Below are 22303 nucleotides of genomic sequence, written 5' to 3' on the forward strand. Positions count from 1 at the left end.
CCATTGTAGAGATCTCCCGATGTGGACGACCACATTTGTCCTGACGCTCATGTTCTTCCTGATGCAGCTCGGCACCGGATTCTCGATTCTGACCATTGCGTCGGCGAAATTCATCGAGGTGTGCCGGCTCACGAAGGCTCAGTTCGTCGTTCTCGGATTCACGGTTGGCGCTTCGACAACCGGCATCCTGCTCGGACTACTCTCGCTTTTCGTAAACGACATGTGGCTTCAGTTCGCCGCGATGCTTGCCTTCTCCGGCTTCGGCCTTGCCTGGTCATGGCCGAACTGGCGCCCGAGCGCCGACGAGACACGCGCCGCGACCGCTTGGTGCCTCCTGGCGCTGCCGATTGCGCTCCTGACATGGTGGTGGTCCTTCGGCGCATTTTCCAGCTTTCCTTACGGGGACATCGGCGCCGATGTTCACTGGATGAAGACCGCGCAAGAGTACGCCGACAGCGGCGTCATCAACCCCTACGCGGCCCAATCCTACGTCGATCTTCGGTCGGCACTCGCGGGCTCCCTCGCTGGAACGCTCGGCCTGGATCTTCTAAGATTCAGCTGGACCTATCGCTTCTTCTCGATTCTGTTCTTCATGTTGGCATCCTATGCCTTCGTGCAGGGCATCTATTCCACCTCTCCGCGAAAGTGGATCGCCTTCTTCTTCGCCGCGACCGGCAACGCTGTCGTCTTGATGACAAACGGCAGCCTGGCAGTCGTAAGCAGTGTCGTTTTTCTCGGCGTACTGATGAGCAATTCGAAGCGGAGCGGAAACGATCTGTCGTCGCGATTCGTCTTGCTGCTGGCGATTTTCGCCGGCGCGACGCTTCTGCTCGCGTTCGCATCCAACAACAACACGCTCGTGCTTGCGTTGCTCATGGCCGGGCTACTCGCGGTCAGGATCCTGAGCAACACCGGAAAATATGCGGGGCTTCTCTTTCTTGGTTGCGTCTGGCCGGCAACGCTGCTGCTTGCACATCGCGGTTCCTTCCTGTTCGTTCCAACCGTCCTGGCAAGTTGGCTTCTGTATCTTGCCATCGTGCGGATGATCTCCGCCTGGCCGTCCGTCAGCATCGCGGCCCTGCGATTTTTGTCCTTCGCACTCCCCCTGATCATTGCCGGAATTGTCATCTGCGTTGCGGGAATGCGCTTCGGCTATATTCCGCCGATGAGCGGCAACGACACGTTCTCCTCGATTACAGGCCTGATCCTGGGCAGACGGATCGAGGGCGGCGAAGAGCTGTTCCTGGGCTCCGGACCACAGGTCGCCACGATCGAGGTTGGCCGGGCGATGGGCCCGCTTTTCACCATCTGCATCACACTGGGCGTTGCGTGGCGGTCGATTACCCGGCCTGTCTTCCGTGGTCCCTCGGGGCCGATCGGACCTGAAAGCAAAGGCTTCGTGACACTCGTGTGGTCCTGGATCGCCGGCTGCGGCATGATGCTCGCCGTACTCTCTGGCTTCCCTTTCCTGTATCGTATCAGCACGATCATAATGGCGCTGTTCACGATCACGGCCGCTGAGACTTTTTGCCAGTTGCTGATCGATTTCAACCCTTCCCGATATCGACGGGCCCTGGTTGCCGCAGCCGTTACACTACTTGCAACCGTCCTCGTGGTACTGGTCTACGCGTTTGCCTGGCGGACCGACCTGCCTTTTGCCCGCTACCAGGCGTTCCTGCGACCGACGGAAATCGCAGGCATCGTGCTGCTCGCGATACTCGCGCTATCGACCCTGGCCGGGTCGAGGCGGGTCTACCTTTATGGTCTGGTGGGGGTCGTGGGATTGGGCGTGGCGGTCGACAAGATTGGCCTGTCCGGCATTGTCAGGAGCTACAGTTACGGCGCGCTTCCCGACCGCACCGCAGTCGTTTCACATTACAACGCCGAGGATCTCGAAGTCGCTCGCTGGCTCCGCGACAATCTGCGAAAGGGAATCATTCTTTCGGACCCGTATACGATGGGCATCGTCCAGGCGATCACGGGCGCGCCGGCCGCCTATCTGTTCTCCAATCTGGACACTGTGAACGAAGCGGTCGCGAAGCGGACAAAATCGATGGTGCGCACGATGCTGCAGCCGACCGAAGAACGTCAGCGGCTTGAAGATACTTGCAGCCTGATCGCGCCCCTGGTGGGAGCGATCAATTCGGAGACCTTCTTTCAGATGGGAAGGGCCGATGCTTTGGGCGGAATGATGCGATCCGTCCGCACCGTAACGGCACCGTTTCCGGAAATCGGGCAACCGTCTTCCAGCCCGGAACTCACGGGTGAGGAAGCCAAGTCCACGATCCAGAATATCCTGCAAGCGGGTGATAACGCCTGGAACCTGGTCGCGATCATCACGCCCCGCACGATCGCCTGGACACATCTCGCAGCCGACCAGCGCCTCAGCTATTTTCCTCCCACCGAGCCGCTCGAGCCTGCGATCATCGATGCGTTGCGCACCGGCCCGTTTCCAGTTCTGTTTTCCAACAGGCAGGCTGCCGTCGTTCGCATTCCCTGCTCGCGCTGATATGAAGTGGACCGGACATTGATCCTCGCATTCTCGCAGATTGGCGCAAGGGCCCGCCAACCATGCTGTGAAAAGGGCACCTCATGCTGAGACAGGCCGCGATCCTCGTCGGTGGGCTGGGTACCCGGTTGGGTGAGCGCACGAAGCTGATTCCAAAGCCGATGCTCGACGTCGGCGGACGGCCGTTTCTCGACACGCTGATCGACGAGCTGGTGCGCTATGGCGTGTTCGATGAAATTCTCCTTCTCGCGGGCCACAAGGCGGAGATCGTCGAGACACACTACGCCGCGGCCGTCCGGGGGCGGACGCGAATAGTCGTGTCGCGCGAGACCGAGCCGCTCGGCACCGCCGGCGCGCTCGTGCATGCGCGCGACCTGCTGCACGATCGCTTTCTGCTGCTCAATGGAGATTCCCTGTTCGACTTCAACCTGCTCGACCTGATCGCCCGCGCGCATGACGGGCGCGTGCACATGGCGCTGCGTGACGGCGTCGTTGGGGATCGCTACGGGCGCGTCGTGCTCGATGGTGACATGGTGCGCGATTTCATCGCCCCGGGTGCGCGCGCTACGGGCCCGGTCAACGCCGGCATCTACGTCGTCGACAAGTCCGTTCTCGACCACATCACGACGCTTCCCGCTTCGCTCGAGCAGGAGATATTCCCCGGCCTTGCCAGGTCCGGCGCGCTGCGTGGCACGGCCTATCGCGGTTACTTCATCGACATCGGCATTCCCGATGACTTCGCGCGCGCCGATCGCGAATTGCGCCAGCAACTGCGGCGGCCGGCCGTGTTCTTCGATCGCGACGGCGTGCTCAACCACGATTCCGGATACACGTTCGAGACGCACAAGCTCGAATGGATCGAGGGGGCACGCGAGGCCGTGAAGGCCGTCAACGATGCCGGCTATTTTGCCTTCGTCATCACCAATCAATCCGGCGTTGCACGCGGCTATTACGAGGAGCAACACGTGGTCACGCTGCACCGCTGGATGGCGGATCAGATGGCGCTGATCGGCGCGCATATCGATGCATTCGAATATTGCCCTGACCACCCCGACGGAACCGTCGCGCGCTATTGCCGCGTCAGCGACCGCCGCAAGCCGGCGCCCGGCATGATCACCGATCTCGTCAGGCGCTTCCCCGTCGACATGACACGCAGCATGGTGATCGGGGACAAGGAAAGCGACATGGAAGCGGCGGAGGCCGCCGGCCTTGCTGGCCATTTGTTCAAGGGCGGAAATCTGGAGGCGTTCGTAAAGCAACGCCTGATCCCCGCCGCAGATGGCTAGAGCCGCGCCCAAAAGTGCTGCATACCCGGGCATTTGGCCAAAGCCGAGCGGTGCTCTGTTGCACGCAACCGCCAGTGTGCTATAGCGCCATCCTATTGCGATGACTGAGCTAATCGCGTTGGGGTCCGACATGGAAGATCTGAAGGATGCCCGCGTCCTCGTCACCGGCAGCGACGGCTTCATCGGCTCGCATGTCGTCGAGGAGCTGGTCAAGGCCGGCGCCCGCGTCAAGGCGGTCGTCTATTACAACTCCTTCAACTCGTGGGGCTGGCTCGACACGATACCGGCGGACGTCATGGCCTCGGTGGAGGTGGTGGCTGGCGACATCCGCGACCCCCATTTCATGATCGCGGCCGCGAGCGGCTGCACCGACGTGCTGCATCTTGCGGCGCTGATCGCCATCCCCTTCTCCTATGCCGCGCCCGATTCCTATGTCGAGACCAACGTGCGCGGCACCGTGAACGTGCTCCAGGCCGCGCGCATGGCCGGGGTGCGGCGCTTCGTTCAGACCTCGACCAGCGAGGTCTACGGCACGGCGCAGACGGTACCGATCAAGGAGAGCCATCCGCTGGTCGGGCAGTCCCCCTACTCGGCCTCGAAAATTGCCTCCGACCAGATGGCGTTGTCGTTCCAGGCTTCGTTCGACATGCCCGTCGTGGTGATCCGCCCCTTCAACACCTTCGGCCCGCGGCAATCGGCGCGGGCGGTGATCCCGACGATCATCAGCCAGATCGCGACCGGCAAGCGCAAGATCCGCCTCGGCGCCGTCAGCCCGACGCGCGATTTTTCGTTCGTCACCGACACCGCACGCGGCCTGATCGCGGGCCTCACCGCACCTGCGGAGCAAGTCGTCGGCCAGACCATCAATCTCGGCAGCGGGTTCGAGATTTCGGTCGGCGCGACCGCGCAGATGATCGCGGACGTCATGGGGACGACGATCGAAATCGAGACCGACGAGGCGCGGCTGCGCCCCGCCAATAGCGAGGTCGAGCGGCTCTGGGCCGACAATTCCAAGGCACGCCAGCAGCTCGGCTGGAGCCCGGAATTCGGCGGCATCGAGGGTATGCGCCGCGGCATGGTCGAGACGGTGAACTGGTTCACCAATCCTGCAAACCTCCGCCGCTACAAGGCGGACGTGTACAATGTCTGAGGCGATGGTGGACAGTCACGTGACGAGGTCAGGCTTCGACCACAAGACGATCGTCGATGCCGTGCGGCGCGCGGTGGGAACGCCGAATGGCATCCTCGGTCTGCACGAGCCGGTGTTCGCCGGCAACGAGATCGCCTATCTCGAAGAGTGCATCAAAAGCACATTCGTCTCCTCGGTCGGCCCCTTCGTCGATCGGTTCGAGCGCATGCTCGAGGAGGTCACCGGCGCCAAGCGCGCGGTTGCCGTCGTCAATGGAACGGCCGCGCTGCATGCCTGCTTCATCCTCGCCGGCGTCGAGCCCGGCGACGAGGTCATCTCGCCGGCACTGACCTTCATCGCGACGACGAACGCAATCGCCTATTGCGGCGCGACCCCTCATTTCGTCGACAGCTCACTCGAAACACTCGGCATGGACGCGCGCGCGCTCGCGACGCGCCTCGATGCGATCGCACAGAAGACCGCGACCGGCACCATCAACCGCGAGACCGGCCGCCGCATCGCAGCGATCGCCCCGATGCACACGTTCGGGCATCCCGTCGAGCTCGACGAGATCGCAGCACTGGCGAAGGATTGGAACGTCGCGCTGGTCGAAGACGCCGCGGAATCGCTGGGATCAACTTACAAGGGCCACGCGGTCGGGTCGCAGGCGCGCCTTGCAGCACTCAGCTTCAACGGCAACAAGATCGTCACCACCGGCGGCGGCGGCGCCATCCTGACCAATGACGAGGAGCTTGGCCGCCGCGCCAAGCACCTGACGACGACGGCAAAGCTGCCGCATAAATGGGCCTTCGTCCACGACGAGATCGGCTTCAACTACCGCCTGCCGAACTTGAACGCGGCACTCGGTTGCGCCCAGCTCGAGCAGCTCGACGGCTTCCTGGCGAGCAAGCGCAAATTGGCCGCGGCCTATCAGCGCGCCTTGGCGGGCGTACCCGGCGTCCATTTTTCGCAGGAGCCGAAGGACACCACGAGCAATTACTGGCTCAATGCGATCCTGCTCGACGAGGAAAATGCCGGCCGCCGCGACGATGTCCTCGCCGCGCTCAACGACGCCGGCTTCGGCGCGCGTCCGGCCTGGACCTTGATGCACAAGCTGCCGATGTTCGCGCAAAGCCCTCGCGGCGATCTTTCCACCGCCGAAGCCATCGAACGCAGGCTGATCAACCTGCCCAGCAGCGCCAGCATCAGGTCCCGGGATGAATAGTGGCGTACGAAAGATCTGCTTCGTCACCGGCAGCCGCGCCGATTTCGGACTGCTGGTCTGGCCGATGCGCGCGATCCGGGCAACGCCCGGCCTGACACTTCAACTCGTCGCCACCGGCATGCATTTTGCGCCGGAGTTCGGCTACACCTTCAACGCGATCCGCGACGAGGGATTCGAGGTCGACGCGCGCGTCGAGACGCTGCTGAGCAGCGACACCGGCGCCGGCGTCGCGAAATCCGTCGGCCTCGGTGTCATCGGCTTTGCCGATACCTTCACACGCCTGCAGCCGGATCTCGTCGTGGTGCTCGGCGACCGTTTCGAGATGTTTGCAGCTGCACAGGCCGCCATGTTCATGCGGCTGCCAATGGCGCATCTGTTCGGCGGTGACGTCACCGAGGGCGCGGTCGACGAATCGACGCGCCACGCCATCAGCAAGATGTCGCACCTGCATTTCACCAGCAATCGAGACTCGACGCGACGGTTGGTGCAGCTTGGTGAGCACCCATCCCGGATCCATACCATTGGCTCAGTCGGCATCGACGCCATCAAGCATCTCGATCTGATGGACCGCGACGGCATCGGCCGCGCGATCGGGATGCCGCTCGGCGAACGCAATGCGCTCATCACGTTCCACCCCGCCACGGTCGAAGCCGGGCGCTCGGTGGCCGAATTGGAGGAATTGTTCGCGGCCCTGTCGACGCTCGATCCCGCCTTTCGTTTCGTGTTCACGCTCGCCAACGCCGACGCTGAGGGTCGCGCCTTGAACGCAGGGATCGAGGCTTTCGCGGCCAGCCGGCCGAACACGATCGCGGTCGCTTCGCTCGGGCAGCTTCGCTATCTCAGCTTGATGAGCCAGGTGGATTTGGTGATCGGGAACTCCTCGAGCGGCGTGCTCGAAGCGCCCTCCTTCGGCGTTCCCACGGTCGATATCGGCGACCGTCAGAAGGGACGCGAGCGCGCGGCCTCGGTGTTTCACGCAGCGCCCGAGCGCGGGGCCATTGCCGCCGCCATCGCGGCGGGGCTCGCGCGCGGCCGTCAAGCCGCCGTCAACCCTTACGGCGACGGCGAATCCAGCCGGCGATTTGCCGAAATCATCGCCGGCATCCGGGATTTCAGGCCGCTTCTGGTCAAGGGCTTTTACGAGCTTCCTCCAGGTGGGGCGCAGGTATGACCACGCACACGCGGATCATCGCGGAAGCCGGCGTCAATCACGACGGAAGCCTGGACAAGGCACTGGCCCTCGTCGATGCGGCCGCCGATGCAGGCGCCGACATCGTCAAATTCCAGACCTTCAACGCGAAGGCATTGGCCGGCAACGCTGCGAAGAAAGCGGACTATCAGCAGCGCGCGACGGCCGCTGATGAAAGTCAGCTTGCCATGCTGGAACGGCTCGAGTTGCCGCAGGCTGCGCATCACACGTTGATCGAACGCGCCGCAGAACGCGGCATCGAATTCCTCTCGACGCCGTTTGACGACGCTTCGCTCGCCTTCCTGCTGTCACTGAAGCTGCCGCGCATCAAGATCGGATCGGGCGACCTCACCAACGCGCCGCTGCTTCATGCGGGGGCGCGGGCCGGCGTGACGCTGATCCTGTCGACCGGCATGGCAACGCTCGGCGAGATCGAGGAGGCGCTGGGCGTGCTCGCCCATGGCTACGGCTCATCCGGCGCGCCACCCGGTATCGACGCCTTCCGCGCGGCCTGGCGCAATCCGGCAGCGCGCACGGCGCTCGCACAGCACGTGAGCCTGCTCCATTGCACGACCGAATATCCCTGCCCCGTCGGCGACGTGAACCTCGCTGCAATGGCGACTATGCGATCCGCGTTCCAGCTTCCGGTCGGCTATTCCGATCACACCGACGGTGTCGAGGTTTCGTTGGCCGCCGTCGCGCTCGGCGCGACGATCATCGAGAAGCACCTGACGCTCGATCGCAAGGCGCAAGGCCCCGACCACGCGGCCTCGCTGGAGCCTGACGATTTCAAGCGCATGGTCGTCGCCATTCGCAACGTCGAACGCGCGCTTGGCGACGGGGTGAAGGCGCCAAAGGATTCCGAGATCAGAAACGTCCCTGTGGCGCGCAAGAGCATCGTTGCGGCGCGCGCGCTCGAGGCCGGCGAGACCATCGGCCCCGCCGACATCACCGCCAAGCGACCGGGCACCGGCCGGTCGCCGATCGACTACTGGTCACTGGTCGGAACGGCCGCGCCCCGCGCGCTCGAGCCTGACGATCCGCTTTAGCCTTGCGGCTTGGCCGGGACGCCGCGAAGGATAGCCCCTGCCGGGCATGGAGCCGTGACCACCGATCCCATTGCGACCAGCGTGTCGTTGCCGATCGCGATGTGGTCCCTGACCCGGCTGCCGAGACCGACGAAGCAGTTCTCGCCGATCTTCGCGCCGCCGCCGATCACGGTTCCCGGCGACAGATGCGTGCAATCGCCGATCCGCACGTCATGCTCGACGACGACAGCGGAATTGACGATGCAGTGATCGCCGACCCGGCTTCGCGCGTTGACGATCGCGCCGGGCATGATGACGGTGCCAGCGCCGATCGTGGCCGACGGCGAGACGATCGCACGCGGATGAACCACGGACGCCCAGCGCTTGACCTGCATGCGGCCGATCATCTGCCGGCGTGCGGGCCCCGCCTGCATCGAACCGATACCCATCACGAAGGCGGCATTCGGATACTCTGACGCGGCATCGTCGGTTCCGAGATAGCTGATGTCGCCGAGTGTTCCGGGCTGGCGATCGAGGAAGCCGACGACCTTGAACTGACCGGACAACAGCGCCGCCTCGCAGACCATGAAGGCATGCTCGCCGCCGCCTATTATGATGAGATCGTCCATCGCTGCTCCCCTTCGCGGGGCAATCTTAGCGGGGGGATCGCGGGTCTCCAAACTCTTGATTCGGACCGCGAAATGCCTGGGTTAACGGGGCTGTTCAGGGGGATGCCGTTGGGGTTGACGCCGCCTCTCGCAGCCGCGATATAGCAGGCTCAGCCGTGGGCCGCCCCCCAATATCTGGCGTATACGAGGCAGATTGCCATGAAATCCTGGCGTAAGGCCGTCGTTGGAACGCAGGCGACTGTAGGCGAGGCCATTGCCGCCATCGAGAGCGGAAGCATTCAGATTGCGCTCGTACTCGACGACCAGAACCGCCTGCTCGGCGTGGTCACCGACGGTGATGTGAGGCGCGGCCTGCTGCGCGGCATCCCTCTCACCGGACTTGCGACCGACATCATGAATCGTGCGGCGGTGTCGGCTCCAGCGACGCTACCGCGCGAGGATCGCCTGCAGCTGATGCGGCAGAAGTCGATCAAGCAGCTTCCGCTTGTCGACGCGAGCGGCCATCTGATCGTGGTCGAGACGCTCGACGAGCTGCTCGAACCGGCACACTATCCGAACCCTGTCCTGATCATGGCGGGCGGCCTCGGTGAGCGCCTGGGCGCGCTGACACGCGACCTGCCCAAGCCGATGCTCAATGTCGGCGGCCGGCCGCTGCTCGAGACCATCGTCCGCAACGTCGTGCAGCAGGGTTTTGGCAACATCTTCATCTCGGTCAACTACAAGGCCCAGACGATCAAGGACTACTTTGGCGATGGCGCTGCCTTTGGCGCCAATATCCAGTACGTCCACGAAACGGAACGACTGGGGACTGCAGGCGCGCTCGGGCTCTTCCGGACGCCGCCGGCCCTGCCCATGATCGTCACCAACGGCGACATCCTCACCACAATCAACTACGGCGCGCTCCTCGACTTCCATAACGCAACTCCGGCGGAAGCGACCATGGCCGTGCGCGAGCACAAGGTCCACGTGCCCTATGGCGTGGTTTCCACGTCGGACGGTTTTCTCGATGCCATCCGCGAGAAGCCGACCGAGAGCTGGTTCGTCAGTGCCGGCATCTACGTGATCGGCCAGTCCGTCTTCAACCATGTCACGCCGGGCGTCAGCATCGACATGCCGACCGTGCTGGAGCGCGTCATCGCCGGCAAGGGGCGGGTTGCGGTCTATCCCATTCGCGAATACTGGCTCGATATCGGCCGCCTGGAGGATTTCGAGCAGGCGCATGCGGAGTTTCACGAGGTCTTCCCGTGACCTCGACAAAAGCCGTCGTGGTTGGTCTCGGCTCAATCGGCACGAGGCATGCGCGCGTCCTGCGCGAGCTTGGTCTCGAGGTCGCGACCGTCAGCCGCCGCGAAGGCGGCGACTACGGATCGATCACGCAGGCCGTCGCGACGGCGCATCCGGACTACGTGGTGATCGCCACCGAGACTGCGCGCCATGCAGACGATCTGAATGAGCTCGCGCAGGCCGGCTTCGATGGCAAAGTCCTTGTCGAAAAGCCGCTGTTCGCGACACCGACGCCTCCGCCGAAATATCCGTTTGCCCATGTCAGCGTCGGATACAATCTGCGCTTCCACCCCGTGATGACGGCGCTCGCCGAGAAGCTGCGCGGGCGCGATGTGATCACGGTCGCCGCCTATGTCGGCCAGGACATCAGGGACTGGCGGCCCGGCCGCGATCATCGCGCGACCGCATCCGCCACAGTCGATGCCGGAGGTGGTGTGCTGCGGGATCTCAGCCACGAACTGGACTATTTGCTGTGGCTGTTCGGTCCGTGGCATCGCGTCGCGGCGCTCGGCGGTGCGTCTGGCGCGCGCGACATCGACGTCGACGATCATCTCGATCTGCTGCTCGATATGCAGCGGGCGCCATCGGTCCACGTCCACATGGACTATCTAGACCGGCAGGGCATCCGCCGCATTCGCGTCAATGTCGACGACGACACCATCGAGGCCGATCTCGTCAGCAGCCGTCTTGCGATCAACGGCAAGGCAACGGAGATCCCCAGCGACCGCGACCAGAGCTATCGCGACATGCATGTCGCGGCGATGCGTGGCGCGAGCCCAGCCTGCTCGCTGCCCGAGGCGCTCGGCGTCGTGCATCTGATCGATGCCAGCGAGCGTGCTCTGCGCACCAAGACCTGGATATCGCCATGAGTCTCCTCTGCACCATCTGCGCGCGGGGTGGCTCGAAAGGGGTCGTCGGCAAGAATGCGCGCGATCTGCTGGGCAAGCCCGTACTGGCCTGGAGCATCGCGCAGGCGCGCGAGACCGGCCTGTTCGACGCAATCGCGTTCAGCAGCGATTCGGACGCGCTGCTCGATGCGGCCCTCAAGGCCGGTGCCGACATCGCGGTCAAGCGTCCCGACGAGATGGCGACCGACACAGCACCGAAGCTTCCGGCAATCCGCCACTGTCTCGAGCGGGCCATCGCGCAAACGGGCCGCACGCCGGAGATCTTCGTCGATCTCGACGTCACCTCGCCGCTCAGGCTGGCGTCCGACATCACCGGTGCGGTCGCGCTGCTGCGCGAGAGCGGCACACGCAATGTCATTACGGGGGCACCGGCGCGACGCTCGCCCTATTTCAATCTGGTCGAGCAGCGCACCGATGGCAGCGTCGGCCTCTCCAAAGCTGCCGATCCCCCGATCACCCGCCGTCAGGATGCGCCGCGCTGCTTCGACATGAACGCGTCGATCTATGTCTGGCGCGTCGCGCCGTTCCTGGAGCAACCTGCGGTGTTCTATCCGGACACGCGGCTGTTCGAAATGCCGGAAGAACGCTCGATCGACATCGATTCCGATCTCGATTTTGCGTTGGTCGAACTGTTGCTGCGCCAACGACTGCCGGCCTGAGGAGGCCCAAGCGATGACCACGAGCTTCAAGGCCCTGTTCGATCTGACCGGCCGAACCGCCGTCGTCACCGGGGGATGCGGCATCCTCGGACGCCGCTTCGCCGAAGGCCTGGCCGAGTTTGGCGCCAACGTCGCGATCGTCGATCTCGATCAGGCCGCGACGGATGCTGCGGCAGCCGACGTCGCCTCACGCCATGCCGCGCGCGCCAAAGGCTATGGCTGCGACATCACCGAGCCAAGCTCCGTCCGCGACACGGCCGATGCGATCGAAGCGGACCTCGGACCGGTCTCGATCCTTCTCAACAACGCCGCGAGCAAGACCCGCGATGTCGACGCCTTCTTTGCACCCGTCGAGAAATTCTCGCTGGACACCTGGCGGGAGATCATGGCGGTCAATCTCGACGGCATGTTCAACGTTGCGCAGCTATTCGGCGGCCGAATGGCCGAGCGTGGCTACGGCGCTATCGTGCAGACCGCCTCGATCTACGGCCTGATGGCGCCCGACCAGCGCATCTACGAAGGCTCCGAATATCTCGGCCGCGCCATCAACACTCCCGCGGTCTACACCGCGTCCAAAGCCGGCGTCATCGGCCTGACCAAGCACCTGGCGACCTACTGGGCGGCGAAGGGCGTTCGCGTCAATACCCTCACCCCCGGCGGGGTCGAGAGCGGACAGAACGAGACCTTCAAGGCGCGCTATGGTGCCCGTATCCCGCTCGGCCGCATGGCTCGCGCGGACGAGATGGTGGGGACGATGCTGTTCCTGGTGTCGGATGCCGCGTCCTACGTGACTGGGCAGAACGTCGCCGTCGACGGCGGCCTGAGCGCCTGGTAGCAAGACATCAATGATCAAGCGCCTGATCCAGAACACGGTGATTTCGGCGCTGGCCTTCGGCGTGGCCGCCCTGCTTGGCCTTGCGGTCATTCCCCTGATCATCGGGACCTGGGGGGTGACCGAGTTCGGCCTCATCGTGATCTCGCGGCTGTTGCTTCCCAGCGGCATGATGGCGGTGCTCGACCTCGGTCTGTCCGAGGTCGCCACCCAGGTCGTCGCCCGCGCGCGCGAGCACCGCAATTGGACGCAGGCCAGTCGCCAAATCGCTTTCCTGGGGGCGGTCTCCTTCGCTCTCACCTTGATCCTGAGCGCCGTCATATGGTTCGCGACGCCACTGTTCGTCTTCGTAATGAAGGTCGACGCCGCACATGTGGAGACGTTCACGCGGATCATGCACTACACGGCCCTCGCGAATCTGATCTTCGTTCCGGCACTGGTGTGGGAAGGCACCGTCAAGGGCTTCGAGCGTTACAACCTGCTCCGCGTTGCAGAGGTCACGTCAACGGCGGCCTATGTCGGCCTGACATTCGCAGCCTCGTGGGCGGCGGCTGGCTTTGAAGTGGTCGCCTATATCTATCTCGCCACGCTGGTGGCCCGCGCCGTCGTCATTGGAATTGCCGCGTTCGTGGCCCTGCGGCACAAGCACGTGCGATTGCTGCCGTGGACCCCAGACATCCGGCAGGATATTCTGCACCGCTGCCTGCTGCTCCTGCAGGGCAAACTGATGGGCGGCATTTCCGGACCGCTTCAGCCGTTCCTGATCGGATTGCTTTTCGGGCCCAAGGCGGTCGGCACCTACGACGCGCTGGTGCGCTTGTCGCGGGTTTCCAAAGTCGTCGTCAGCCTGCTGACATCCGCCCTGCTTCCCGTCGCAAGCCGCCTCGACGAGCGCGGCAGCGCGACCTCGTTCCAGCGCCTCGGCGACCTCGGCCTCGTCATGATGCCGATGTTCGTGGTGCCGCCGCTGGCTGCGACCGCGATCCTTTCGCCGGAGATCATGAACATCTGGATCGGCCCCCTTCTCGCGCCCTACGCTTTCTGGATGGGCCTGAGCTTCCTGGTCCCGATCTGCGCCCAATACGTAGCGATCGGCAGCCTGATCTTCATGACGCGGCCGGAGGTACAGGCCAGGCTCAACCGGCTGATCGCCGTTCAGCTTCTGATCTGGGCGGTCGTTTCGGTTGCGACATTGCACCTGTTCGCGGAACGCGCCCTGATCCTCGGCCAGGTGATCGGTAGTATGCTCATCCTGCCCATGCAGCTGGAAGCGTTGCGCGGCGCACTCGAGCTAGACCGCAATCGCTTCGCGAAGGTCATCGGAACCCAGTTCGCAATCCTTGTCCTGGCAAGCATTTTTCTAGCAGCAATTGCAGGTTACATTCGGTTCGACAGCGTGCTAAAGCTCGCCCTTGGTTCCATGGCTTTCTGTCTGATCACCTGGACGCTCCAATACTTCCTCGTGCTCGAAAAGCGGCACCGGACTGTATTTCCAGCCGTCGGACAATTGATGGGACTGACATCCAGAAGCAGCTGAATGAACATCCACGCGACAGACACGAAGGCCGTCATCACGGGTTTTGCTCCGGCATCGTTGTCGGACAGGGCGACGACCTATGCGCTGGACGCGGTCAGGAGTATCGGCCGTCTTGCGATGCGCCGCGTGAAACGCACGGCCGACATCGTCGATTCCGAATACAATCTGTTGCATTGGCAGCGGACGCTGTCGGAAAAGAACTGGACGAAGGCCGCAAGCATCGATGACTTCCTGATCCCGAAGAACCCCGCGCTGGGTCTTCGCAAGGTCGACAATCAGATCTGCAGGGTCGCGGCCGACGACTATTATCGCTATCGCGCCAGGGCGCTCGGCGAATTGCTGGCGCGGCACACCGGCGGCGCCACCGAGATCGTCGAGCTTGGCGCCGGCTGTGGCATCAACCTTCTGTCGCTTCACCTCAACCATCCCGATTGGCGGCTGCGAGGGTTCGACATCGCGCCGAACGGCATCGCTGCCGGCCGCGAGATCGCAGCGCATTATGGCCTGTCGGACCGGATATCGCTCGACAGGATCGACCTGACCGACGGCAGCGACCCGAGCTACGCCGCGATCAAGGACCAGGTCGTTTTTACCTACTTCTGCATCGAGCAAATTCCCTACGACGTGCACAAGGTGGTGGACAACATCATTGCGGCGAAGCCGAAGCGCGTCATCAACATCGAGCCGACGACGGAGCTTCTGAATCTCGCAAATCCGCGAGACATGGTCAGCTTCCTCTACATCCGGTCGGTGGACTACCAGACGCAGCTGTTCTCGACGCTCGACGATTACGAGCGACAGGGCCGCGTCCGCATCTTGGCGCGCGAACGCATGCCCTTCGCGCCGACGATCCACAATGATGGTTTTTTGTATTGCTGGGAACCCACATGACAACCGTCGATACGACGGCTGATCGGCCTGCCCCGAAGAAGGCGAAGATCAGCCAATTCCGCCGCCTGCTGTGGCACGTCAACCGCACCGATCTCGGATGGGTGCTGAAGGCTGCTCTGACCAGCCTGCAACTGCCGGCTCGTGCCAAACGGATCGCGTTGCTCAAGCAGCTTCCGACCAAACCCGAATGGGCCGAGGCCAGCCGCAAGCTGGAGACAGACGGCTACGTCGACGTCTCCTCGATCGTGGACCGCGGACTCGCGGAAGCCGTCGCGTCGTTCGCGGACGGCAAGGTGAACCGCCTCCAGGAGCTGGTCGGCCGGCAGAAGGAAGGGCACAAATCGTTCTGGGTCAGCCTGCTGGATGAGGACCTCGTCAACGGCGCGTTTGCCACCGATCATCCGTTCGTCCGCTACGCCTTGCAGCCGGCTGCATTGCGCATCATCGGCGACTTCATGCACGACCTGCCGCAATTGTCGGACGTGGTGCTGACATTGTCGCAACCCACGCCGAACCAGGCGTTGAGCTTCTCTCAATTGTGGCATCTCGATCACGACGACAAGCGCGTCTGCAAGCTCTTCATCTATCTGACCGACGTGCAAGACACAGCCGATGGCCCGTTCACCTTCATCCCGGCCGGGCCGTCAAAGGCGTTCCGCAACTCGCTCAAGAGCCACATGAGCGATGCGAAGGTTTTTGCCAAGACCGGTCCCGACGCCGTAAAAGAGATGATCGCGCCCCGCCTGTCGTCCTTCATCGTCAACACGGCGCGCTGCCTGCACATGGGAAGCAGGATCCAGTCGGATCGTAGCCGCCTGTTGTACACGGCAACCTACATCCAGCAGCCGCGCATCTTTCCCGAACCGCCGGCGCGCTTCCGCGCGGTCGGTGCGCTGACAGACCTCGAGCGCACCGTGATGCGGCTCTGACACGGACCTGCCGGGAGCTCACATCTTGCGTATAGGCCTGGTGGTCGATCACCCCAAGCGTGACCTGCCGGGGGCAGTCATGCTCGGTTATCAACTGGCGCGGCGCGGCGTCTCCGTCGCGCTGGTGCCGATGTATGAGCAGGCCGTCGATGTCCCGCGACTTGGGCTGGACGCGTTGGTCGTCAACTACGCGCGTCCCGTCAATCTCGACCTGATGCGCAGCTTCGCCAAAGCGGGCCTCGCCCTGTACGTGCTTGATACCGAAGGCGGCGTGCTCGCGGAGAAGGGCGGCAACTCGCCGACCTCAATGGCGGCCTACGTCAAGGACAGCGGCTATGCCGACATGCTGGCAGGCTATTTCTTCTGGGGCAGCCGGCTATACGAGGCCTTTCTCACGGCCGGAACCCTGAGGCCGGAACAGCTTCACCTCACCGGATGTCCGCGCTTCGATTTCGCGGCCCCGCCCTGGCGTGCCGTGCTCGACGGCGAGCCGCGCGGCTATCTGCTCGTCAACGCCAACTTTCCGCTGGTCAATTCGCGGTTCACCGGCAAGCCGGGCGGCGAGCGCGAAGCGATGGTGCGAGCCGGTTGGGACGGCGCCTATGTCGATCGCTTCATGACGGACCTGAAGCAGGTCTTCGCCGACTATCTCGTCGAAATCGGCCGACTCGCTTCCGCGCGGCCCAAGCGCAACATTCTCGTGCGGCCTCACCCCTTCGAGAGCGAGGACGTCTATCGCAACGCCTTCTCGCACCACGCCAACATTCTGGTCGACGGCACCGGCAGCGTGCTCGACCGCATCCGCAATGCAGCCGCCGTCATTCATCTCAATTGCGGGACGGCCGTCGATTCGGTCTTGCTCGGAAAGCTGCCGCTTCAACTCGACTATTTGAACACACCGACCACTGCAAGCCATGCCGTGCTGCCACCGCGCGTGAGCCGGCGCGTCGCCTCCTTTGACGAACTACTCGACGCGATCGATCATATCGAGCAGGAGACCGAGACCTTCGATTTCGCCCGCGTTCACGCCGCCGACATCGAAGCATTCTTCCATCTCAACGATGGAAAAGCCGCCGAACGTGTTGCCGATGTGCTGACCAGCATAGCGAGCTCGCGCCCACCTTACGTCTCACTGCTCGCGACCGTGAAGGGAACGCGTGCCAAGCCGAGCCTTGGCCAGATCGTCAAAGGGGCCGCGAGCGCTGCGCTCGGCTCCGCCGTCACGGAGCGGCTGCGCAGCCAGTTCAATCCCGCCCGGCGCGACAAGCGAATCGCACCGCCCTCCGTCCAGACCCTGATTCAGCGCATCGCCGCTCACGATCAGGCGAGCCCGTCGCAGTTTACGGCAAGACGCGCGCATTGCGCGACGACGGGCTTGCCGCTCGCAAGTATTGCGATCGAACCCGCCCGATAGAGCCATGGCCACACCCACAAAGACCATTCTCATCACCACGCTCGCCGAATACCAGACCCGGTTCTGGATTCCGGTCGCGCAACGGTTGCGCGCGGCAGGCCATGATGTCGAGTTGCTCGCCTTCGACGATCGCAGCGCGGAGATGTCGACGGCCGAAGGCGTTCCGGTCACGAACATGTATCGCGAGGGCCTCAAGGCCGGCCCCTCGCCCGACGACCGCACGGCTTTCGACGCGCGGGTTGCGGCCTACGGGCTCGACGGAACCAATTTCCTGTTCAGTCATGAGCGCTTTACTTTCGGCATCCGCGACACCGCGGCACTACGCCGGCGCTTCATGATCTATGCCAATGCGATGGAGACAGTCCTCGACCGGCTGGAGCGGCAAGGCAAGCGCGCCGAGCTGGTACAGGAGCTCGGCGGATTCCTCTCGGTACTCGCGAGCTTTTACGCCGCCAGGCGCCGCGACATTCGCAACTGGTTCATCGAGCCATCGTTCTTTCGCGGCCGCATGTACTTCACGCCTGACAGCCTTGCCGCGCCCGACGTGATGCCGACGCCGGCGGACGCTGTCTCGTCGGAAGTGCGCGCCTATCTCGACGACACGCTGACGCAGCGCGCGATCGTCATTCCCAAGAAGGATCAGCACCATTATTCCGCGGCGTTCAAGAAGGTCGTCAATTTGCGCAACGCGCGCCGCCTCACCGAAAAGCTGTGGGACCAGTTCGCGCTCGGCAAGCACCAGGAATTCGGGCACAATCTGCGCCACGCCCGGGTCCATGCCGCGATGGTGCTCAACGCGACGCGGCTGCGCACGCTCTACAAGCCGATTCCCGAGGCGCCCTTCGTCTATTATCCGTTCCACGTTCCGGCCGACATGGCGCTGACGCTGCGCTCGCCGGACTATCTCGACCAGGTCGCGACCGTCGACTTCCTGCTGCGCACGATCCCGGATTCGCATGTGCTCGTGGTGAAAGAGCATCCCGCCCAGATCGGCGCGATCGCGGCCTCCCGGTTGTTCGAGCTCGCGCGCCGGTTCGACAATTTCGTGCTACTGCCGCCGCAGACCAACAATTACGCCGTGCTCAATCGCGCCGATGCGGTCATCTCCGTCAACAGCAAATCGGGTGCCGAGGCGCTGCTGCTCGGCAAGCCGGTCGTGGTGATGGGCGATGCGTTTTATCGCTCCTGCCCGCTGGTGTATGCGGTCGATCGTCTGGCCGATGTGCCCGCACGCCTGCGCGAGGCACTCTCCGCCGGGCCGTTCAATCCGGCCAAAGGCGCGCCGTATTTCGAGTCTGCCTGGCGCCGGTCTTATCCTGGCGAGCTCTATATCAGCGATCCCAAGCTGCTCGACATCTTTGCGGCCTCCCTGCGCGCGGCCATCACCGAGCCGACCGGCGTGAACTGAACGGACCCATCATGCCGCTCGTCTCGATCATCACCCCGTCCTGGAATGTCGAAGGCCTGATCGAGGAGACGATCCGCTCGGTACAGAACCAAACCTTCGCCGATTGGGAGCTCCTGATCGCGGACGACTGCTCGACCGACAGGACGCCGGAGATCATCGCCGAGATCGCCGCGCGCGACCCGCGCGTCAAGCTGATCCGGATGCCGAAGAACGGCGGACCGGCGCTGGCGCGCCAGGCGTCGATCGACGCCGCACAGGGCCGCTATCTCGCCTTCCTCGACAGCGACGATCTGTGGCGGCCAGAGAAGCTGGAGCGGCAGCTTGCCTTCGCGAAGGCAAGGCAGGCCGCCCTCAGCTACACCGCCTTCCGCCGCATCAACGAAACCAACATCGTCACCGGACGGCTGATCGAGGTGCCGGCCTCGCTCACCTATGGCCAACTCCTGGAGAACACCGCGATCGCGACGCTGACCGCGATGGTCGACCGCGATATCTCAGGCCCCATCGCGATGAAGAACGAGGGCTACGATGATTTCTGTCTGTGGCTCTCGATCCTCAAGCGCGGCCACACCGCTTACGGCCTCAACGAGGATCTCGCGCGCTATCGCGTCAGGGGCTCCTCGGTCTCCAGCCGGCCGGCACGCTCGGCCAAATGGGTCTGGCAGATCTACCGCGATGTCGAGCACCTCTCCCTGATCAGATCGGCCTGGTGTTTTGCCCATTGGGCTACCCGGGCCTGGTTGAAACGGCGGGAGTTCTAAAGCGCGATGATATCAGGGTGAATCGTCATCGCGCTTTTGGTTGTTGTTTGAGCATTATCTTTTCGGAGAACCGCTGCACACTTTTCCGGATCATGCTCCAGCGACGCCGACGGCGCGGCATGCGCCACTTGCAACAGCTGGAATTGAACATTGCGACCCTGACGGGTTGTCTTTAATCTGCCCCGGATCGGAGGGGGCTTAGCGTGTACAATCAAGGTGTTATTCAACTGGCAGCGCGTCCGCACGCCGATCGCCGGTCCTGGATTGGCTGGACGCTGTGCAGCCTGTTTCCTGCAATTTTTCTGTTGTGTCTGTTTGCACTCACTTCGCTTAGCGCGCCCGAACATGACGACTTCTGCTTCGCGGAACTGTATGTGCGTCACGGCTTCGTCCACACCGTGTCGATCTTCTATCATACGCAGTCGGGTCGGATCCTGGCACTGTGGCTGACCCAGCTTCCTCCGGCGATATCGGCCGCGACGGGTGTCAGCTTGCTGTCTGCCTATTCACTGACGATGGCTGCGAACGCGGCGTTGTTCCTGGCCGCCACGGCCCTCGCCATGGTCCGGGCCTGGCCCCGCACCGCCGCCCTCCAGTCGGTCTTCCTCACGCTCGCATTCGCGAGTGCCGTGGTCAGCGCCGCGCCGAGCGTGCGTGATCTGCTGTATTGGCTCTCGGCCGTGACCTGTTACGTCCCGCCCGCATTGATCACCATCCTGATCCTCGGGGAGTGCGTTCGGGCGCTTGACGGGGAATCCGGCTTCTCGTGGCCGCTCAGCCTCGCGATGGCCCTGGGCGGCTTCGTCGCTGCGCTGTGCAACGAATTTACCGGGGCATGGCTGCTCCTGATCGTCTCGGCCTCGCTGGGTGCGCGCCATCTCCTCGGCCAGCAGCGCCAGATCGCGCAGCACCTTCTGATCGTGGCAGTCATTGCGATCGGATGGATCATTGTTGTCTCGGCCGGCGGCAACAGCACGCGCATGGAGCAACTCCCGAACGGCGGGCATGTGACATGGTCCGTTGTCCAAGCGCTGATCGATTCGCTCGCCGGTCTCGGCCGCTTCCTTCGAGAGCCTGCCGTCGTCGCCTGGCTCGCCGCTGTCGGCCTGATCGCTTTGACCGAACCTCGAGCGACGCAACCGGCGCCGCAAAGAGGCAAGATGCTGGCTTTCGGCACGATCGCGATCTGCCTGGCGTGCTGTTACTTCGAGTATTTCGCTCATCGATATGCGACGGGGATGCGGCTCATCGAGCGGGCGCAGAACCAGGCGCTCATCCTGCTGCTGTTCGGATCGACTCTAGGCGTCAGGCTGGTCGTCGGTGCATACAGCCGGCAATTGCGCGAACGGCTTGGAGCAGGTGCGTTTCGTAGCCTGCTCCGTCCGGTCGGGATGCCTGTTTGCCTGGCGTCGCTCACGATCGTCTCGCTCAGCCTGAGCTCAACGGCGTTTCAGCTGCGCGCGCAATGGCCGGGCCTGTATCCCTACTGGCGGGAGAGCGCCGATCGGCACGCCCTCCTGACGACGAGCCCCGAACCGGTTGTCGTGGTTCCCCGGCACAAATGGACGCCGTCTCTGCTGATGACCGCCGATGTGACGGCCAACGCCGACAGATTACCGAACGACTGCATCGCCAGATACTACCACAAATCCGCCGTCTACGGCGCCGACACGCCGCGATGACCATTTGCCCTGCTTCAGAGATGCGAACGTGAAAACAATCAGCGTCATCACGCCCTGTTACAACGAAGAGCTCAACGTCAGGGATTGCTACGAGGCAATCCGGAAGATCTTCGACGGCGAGCTCCAGGGCTATCAGCGCGAGCACATCTTCTGCGACAACGCCTCCGACGATCGCACCATGGAGATCCTGCGCGAGATCGCAGCACGGGACCCGGCGGTAAAGATCATCGTCAACGCACGCAACTTCGGACCGCTCCGCAACACCTACAACGGCGTGATGGCCTCGCGCGGCGACGCCGTCCTGCTGTTCATGCCGGCGGACCTACAGGATCCCCCCGAATTGCTTCCCGAATTCGTCAAGCTGTGGGAGGCCGGCTACGAGATCGTCTATGGCATCCGCGCGGCGCGCGAGGAAAGCCGTCTGATGCGCGGGCTCCGCAACGCCTACTACCGCGTGCTGACCCGGTTCTCCGAGCTCAAGGTGCCTCCGGGAGTCGGTGACTTCCAACTTGTCGACAGGCGCGTCGTCGAGGCCATGCGTCACGTCCGTGACGCCTATCCATTCATGCGAATGATGACGTTCGAATGCGGCGGTCGCATGGTCGGCGTGCCCTACACCTGGCGCGAGCGCAAGAAGGGGTTTTCCAAGAACCGCGCCAGCGCGCTGATCGATCAGGGCCTCAACGGGCTGGTGTCTTTCACCACCGCGCCAGTCCGATTCGGCCTGCTCGCGGGCTTTCTGATCTCAGCCGTGAGCATCGCATACGCGATCGTCAACTTCATCATCGGCCTGGTGCTTTATCAGAAGCTCGCCGAACCCGGCATCCTCACGCTGATCGTCGCCATGTTCTTCTTCGGTGGCGTACAGCTGTTCTTCATGGGCATGATCGGCGAGTACGTTCTCGCGATCTACGGACAGGTGCGCGAGAAGCCCGTGGTGTTCGAGCGCGAGCGCGTCAATTTCGACCCCTCGCCGCCGCCCGGCGCGTGACGCGCCGGCGGC

Annotated in this window: 19 protein-coding genes; 18 read left to right on the forward strand and 1 reads right to left on the reverse strand. The window is 63.6% G+C overall.

Annotated features, from left to right (window positions below; all coding sequences use genetic code 11):
• Positions 1-19 precede the first annotated feature (19 nt).
• The 6 genes from C7G42_RS24905 to neuB all read left to right on the forward strand — a co-directional run bounded on the left by C7G42_RS24905 (position 20) and on the right by neuB (position 8387).
• Positions 20-2509 (forward strand): hypothetical protein, encoded by a 2490-nt coding sequence (locus C7G42_RS24905; RefSeq protein WP_106951583.1) that lies wholly within the window; start codon positions 20-22, stop codon positions 2507-2509.
• 83 nt (positions 2510-2592) lie between these two features.
• Positions 2593-3795: an HAD-IIIA family hydrolase gene (locus C7G42_RS24910; protein ID WP_106951584.1), complete on the forward strand. Its 1203-nt coding sequence runs from the start codon at positions 2593-2595 to the stop codon at positions 3793-3795.
• A gap of 130 nt (positions 3796-3925) precedes the next feature.
• Positions 3926-4945, forward strand: a complete 1020-nt coding sequence (locus C7G42_RS24915) for an NAD-dependent 4,6-dehydratase LegB (RefSeq protein WP_106951585.1) — start codon at positions 3926-3928, stop codon at positions 4943-4945.
• Positions 4938-6149 carry a LegC family aminotransferase gene (locus tag C7G42_RS24920; RefSeq protein ID WP_106951586.1) on the forward strand — a complete coding sequence of 404 codons (1212 nt, stop codon included), beginning with the start codon at positions 4938-4940 and terminating at the stop codon, positions 6147-6149. Before C7G42_RS24915 ends, C7G42_RS24920 begins: the two co-directional genes overlap by 8 nt.
• Positions 6142-7320: a UDP-N-acetylglucosamine 2-epimerase gene (gene neuC / locus C7G42_RS24925; protein WP_106951587.1), complete on the forward strand. Its 1179-nt coding sequence runs from the start codon at positions 6142-6144 to the stop codon at positions 7318-7320. The genes C7G42_RS24920 and neuC overlap by 8 nt, the downstream gene beginning before the upstream one ends.
• Positions 7317-8387 carry an N-acetylneuraminate synthase gene (neuB, locus tag C7G42_RS24930; RefSeq protein ID WP_106951588.1) on the forward strand — a complete coding sequence of 357 codons (1071 nt, stop codon included), beginning with the start codon at positions 7317-7319 and terminating at the stop codon, positions 8385-8387. The genes neuC and neuB overlap by 4 nt, the downstream gene beginning before the upstream one ends.
• Here the strand turns inward: neuB and C7G42_RS24935 are convergent.
• On the reverse strand, positions 8384-8995 hold the full coding sequence (locus C7G42_RS24935; protein ID WP_106951589.1) for an acetyltransferase: 612 nt from the start codon (positions 8993-8995) through the stop codon (positions 8384-8386). The genes neuB and C7G42_RS24935 overlap by 4 nt on opposite strands.
• Positions 8996-9193: 198 nt before the next feature.
• Here C7G42_RS24935 and C7G42_RS24940 point away from each other — a divergent pair, with 198 nt between their 5' ends.
• The 12 genes from C7G42_RS24940 (at position 9194) to C7G42_RS24995 (ending at position 22291) form a co-directional block, all read left to right on the forward strand.
• Positions 9194-10243, forward strand: a complete 1050-nt coding sequence (locus C7G42_RS24940) for a nucleotidyltransferase family protein (protein WP_106951590.1) — start codon at positions 9194-9196, stop codon at positions 10241-10243.
• A complete protein-coding gene (locus C7G42_RS24945; protein WP_106951591.1) occupies positions 10240-11148 on the forward strand; it encodes a Gfo/Idh/MocA family protein in 909 nt (302 codons plus the stop codon). The genes C7G42_RS24940 and C7G42_RS24945 overlap by 4 nt, the downstream gene beginning before the upstream one ends.
• Positions 11145-11846, forward strand: coding sequence for an acylneuraminate cytidylyltransferase family protein (locus C7G42_RS24950; RefSeq protein WP_106951592.1), 702 nt, complete (start codon positions 11145-11147; stop codon positions 11844-11846). Before C7G42_RS24945 ends, C7G42_RS24950 begins: the two co-directional genes overlap by 4 nt.
• A 13-nt stretch (positions 11847-11859) precedes the next feature.
• A complete protein-coding gene (locus C7G42_RS24955) occupies positions 11860-12681 on the forward strand; it encodes an SDR family oxidoreductase (protein ID WP_106951593.1) in 822 nt (273 codons plus the stop codon).
• Positions 12682-12691: 10 nt separating this feature from the next.
• Positions 12692-14215 (forward strand): MATE family efflux transporter, encoded by a 1524-nt coding sequence (locus C7G42_RS24960; RefSeq protein ID WP_106951594.1) that lies wholly within the window; start codon positions 12692-12694, stop codon positions 14213-14215.
• On the forward strand, positions 14216-15106 hold the full coding sequence (locus C7G42_RS24965) for a class I SAM-dependent methyltransferase (RefSeq protein WP_106951595.1): 891 nt from the start codon (positions 14216-14218) through the stop codon (positions 15104-15106).
• Complete coding sequence (locus C7G42_RS24970; protein WP_106951596.1) at positions 15103-16035, forward strand: phytanoyl-CoA dioxygenase family protein; 933 nt, start codon at positions 15103-15105, stop codon at positions 16033-16035. The genes C7G42_RS24965 and C7G42_RS24970 overlap by 4 nt, the downstream gene beginning before the upstream one ends.
• 25 nt (positions 16036-16060) lie before the next feature.
• Positions 16061-17449: a surface carbohydrate biosynthesis protein gene (locus C7G42_RS24975; protein WP_245427938.1), complete on the forward strand. Its 1389-nt coding sequence runs from the start codon at positions 16061-16063 to the stop codon at positions 17447-17449.
• Between the two features lie 4 nt (positions 17450-17453).
• Positions 17454-18857 (forward strand): capsular polysaccharide export protein, LipB/KpsS family, encoded by a 1404-nt coding sequence (locus C7G42_RS24980; protein WP_106951598.1) that lies wholly within the window; start codon positions 17454-17456, stop codon positions 18855-18857.
• 11 nt (positions 18858-18868) lie between these two features.
• Positions 18869-19618, forward strand: a complete 750-nt coding sequence (locus C7G42_RS24985) for a glycosyltransferase family 2 protein (protein ID WP_106951599.1) — start codon at positions 18869-18871, stop codon at positions 19616-19618.
• 203 nt (positions 19619-19821) lie between these two features.
• The gene (locus C7G42_RS24990) at positions 19822-21300 is read left to right on the forward strand and encodes a DUF6056 family protein (protein ID WP_106951600.1); all 1479 of its coding nucleotides are present in this window, start codon (positions 19822-19824) and stop codon (positions 21298-21300) included.
• A 28-nt stretch (positions 21301-21328) separates the two neighbouring features.
• Positions 21329-22291 carry a glycosyltransferase family 2 protein gene (locus C7G42_RS24995; RefSeq protein ID WP_106951601.1) on the forward strand — a complete coding sequence of 321 codons (963 nt, stop codon included), beginning with the start codon at positions 21329-21331 and terminating at the stop codon, positions 22289-22291.
• Positions 22292-22303 lie beyond the last annotated feature (12 nt).

The sequence above is a fragment of the Bradyrhizobium sp. MOS003 genome (assembly GCF_003020125.1).
GTDB lineage: Bacteria > Pseudomonadota > Alphaproteobacteria > Rhizobiales > Xanthobacteraceae > Bradyrhizobium.

What these genes read in the sequence shown, in the direction of transcription:
- C7G42_RS24980 (WP_106951598.1), top strand. Translation starts at nt 17,454, where the DNA reads ATGGCCACACCCACAAAGACCATTCTCATCACCACGCTCGCCGAATAC.
- neuB (WP_106951588.1), top strand. Translation starts at nt 7,317, where the DNA reads ATGACCACGCACACGCGGATCATCGCGGAAGCCGGCGTCAATCACGAC.
- C7G42_RS24965 (WP_106951595.1), top strand. Translation starts at nt 14,216, where the DNA reads ATGAACATCCACGCGACAGACACGAAGGCCGTCATCACGGGTTTTGCT.
- C7G42_RS24905 (WP_106951583.1), top strand. Translation starts at nt 20, where the DNA reads ATGTGGACGACCACATTTGTCCTGACGCTCATGTTCTTCCTGATGCAG.
- C7G42_RS24920 (WP_106951586.1), top strand. Translation starts at nt 4,938, where the DNA reads ATGTCTGAGGCGATGGTGGACAGTCACGTGACGAGGTCAGGCTTCGAC.
- C7G42_RS24970 (WP_106951596.1), top strand. Translation starts at nt 15,103, where the DNA reads ATGACAACCGTCGATACGACGGCTGATCGGCCTGCCCCGAAGAAGGCG.
- C7G42_RS24960 (WP_106951594.1), top strand. Translation starts at nt 12,692, where the DNA reads ATGATCAAGCGCCTGATCCAGAACACGGTGATTTCGGCGCTGGCCTTC.
- C7G42_RS24985 (WP_106951599.1), top strand. Translation starts at nt 18,869, where the DNA reads ATGCCGCTCGTCTCGATCATCACCCCGTCCTGGAATGTCGAAGGCCTG.
- C7G42_RS24950 (WP_106951592.1), top strand. Translation starts at nt 11,145, where the DNA reads ATGAGTCTCCTCTGCACCATCTGCGCGCGGGGTGGCTCGAAAGGGGTC.
- C7G42_RS24940 (WP_106951590.1), top strand. Translation starts at nt 9,194, where the DNA reads ATGAAATCCTGGCGTAAGGCCGTCGTTGGAACGCAGGCGACTGTAGGC.
- C7G42_RS24955 (WP_106951593.1), top strand. Translation starts at nt 11,860, where the DNA reads ATGACCACGAGCTTCAAGGCCCTGTTCGATCTGACCGGCCGAACCGCC.
- C7G42_RS24915 (WP_106951585.1), top strand. Translation starts at nt 3,926, where the DNA reads ATGGAAGATCTGAAGGATGCCCGCGTCCTCGTCACCGGCAGCGACGGC.
- C7G42_RS24910 (WP_106951584.1), top strand. Translation starts at nt 2,593, where the DNA reads ATGCTGAGACAGGCCGCGATCCTCGTCGGTGGGCTGGGTACCCGGTTG.
- C7G42_RS24935 (WP_106951589.1), bottom strand. Translation starts at nt 8,995, where the DNA reads ATGGACGATCTCATCATAATAGGCGGCGGCGAGCATGCCTTCATGGTC.
- neuC (WP_106951587.1), top strand. Translation starts at nt 6,142, where the DNA reads ATGAATAGTGGCGTACGAAAGATCTGCTTCGTCACCGGCAGCCGCGCC.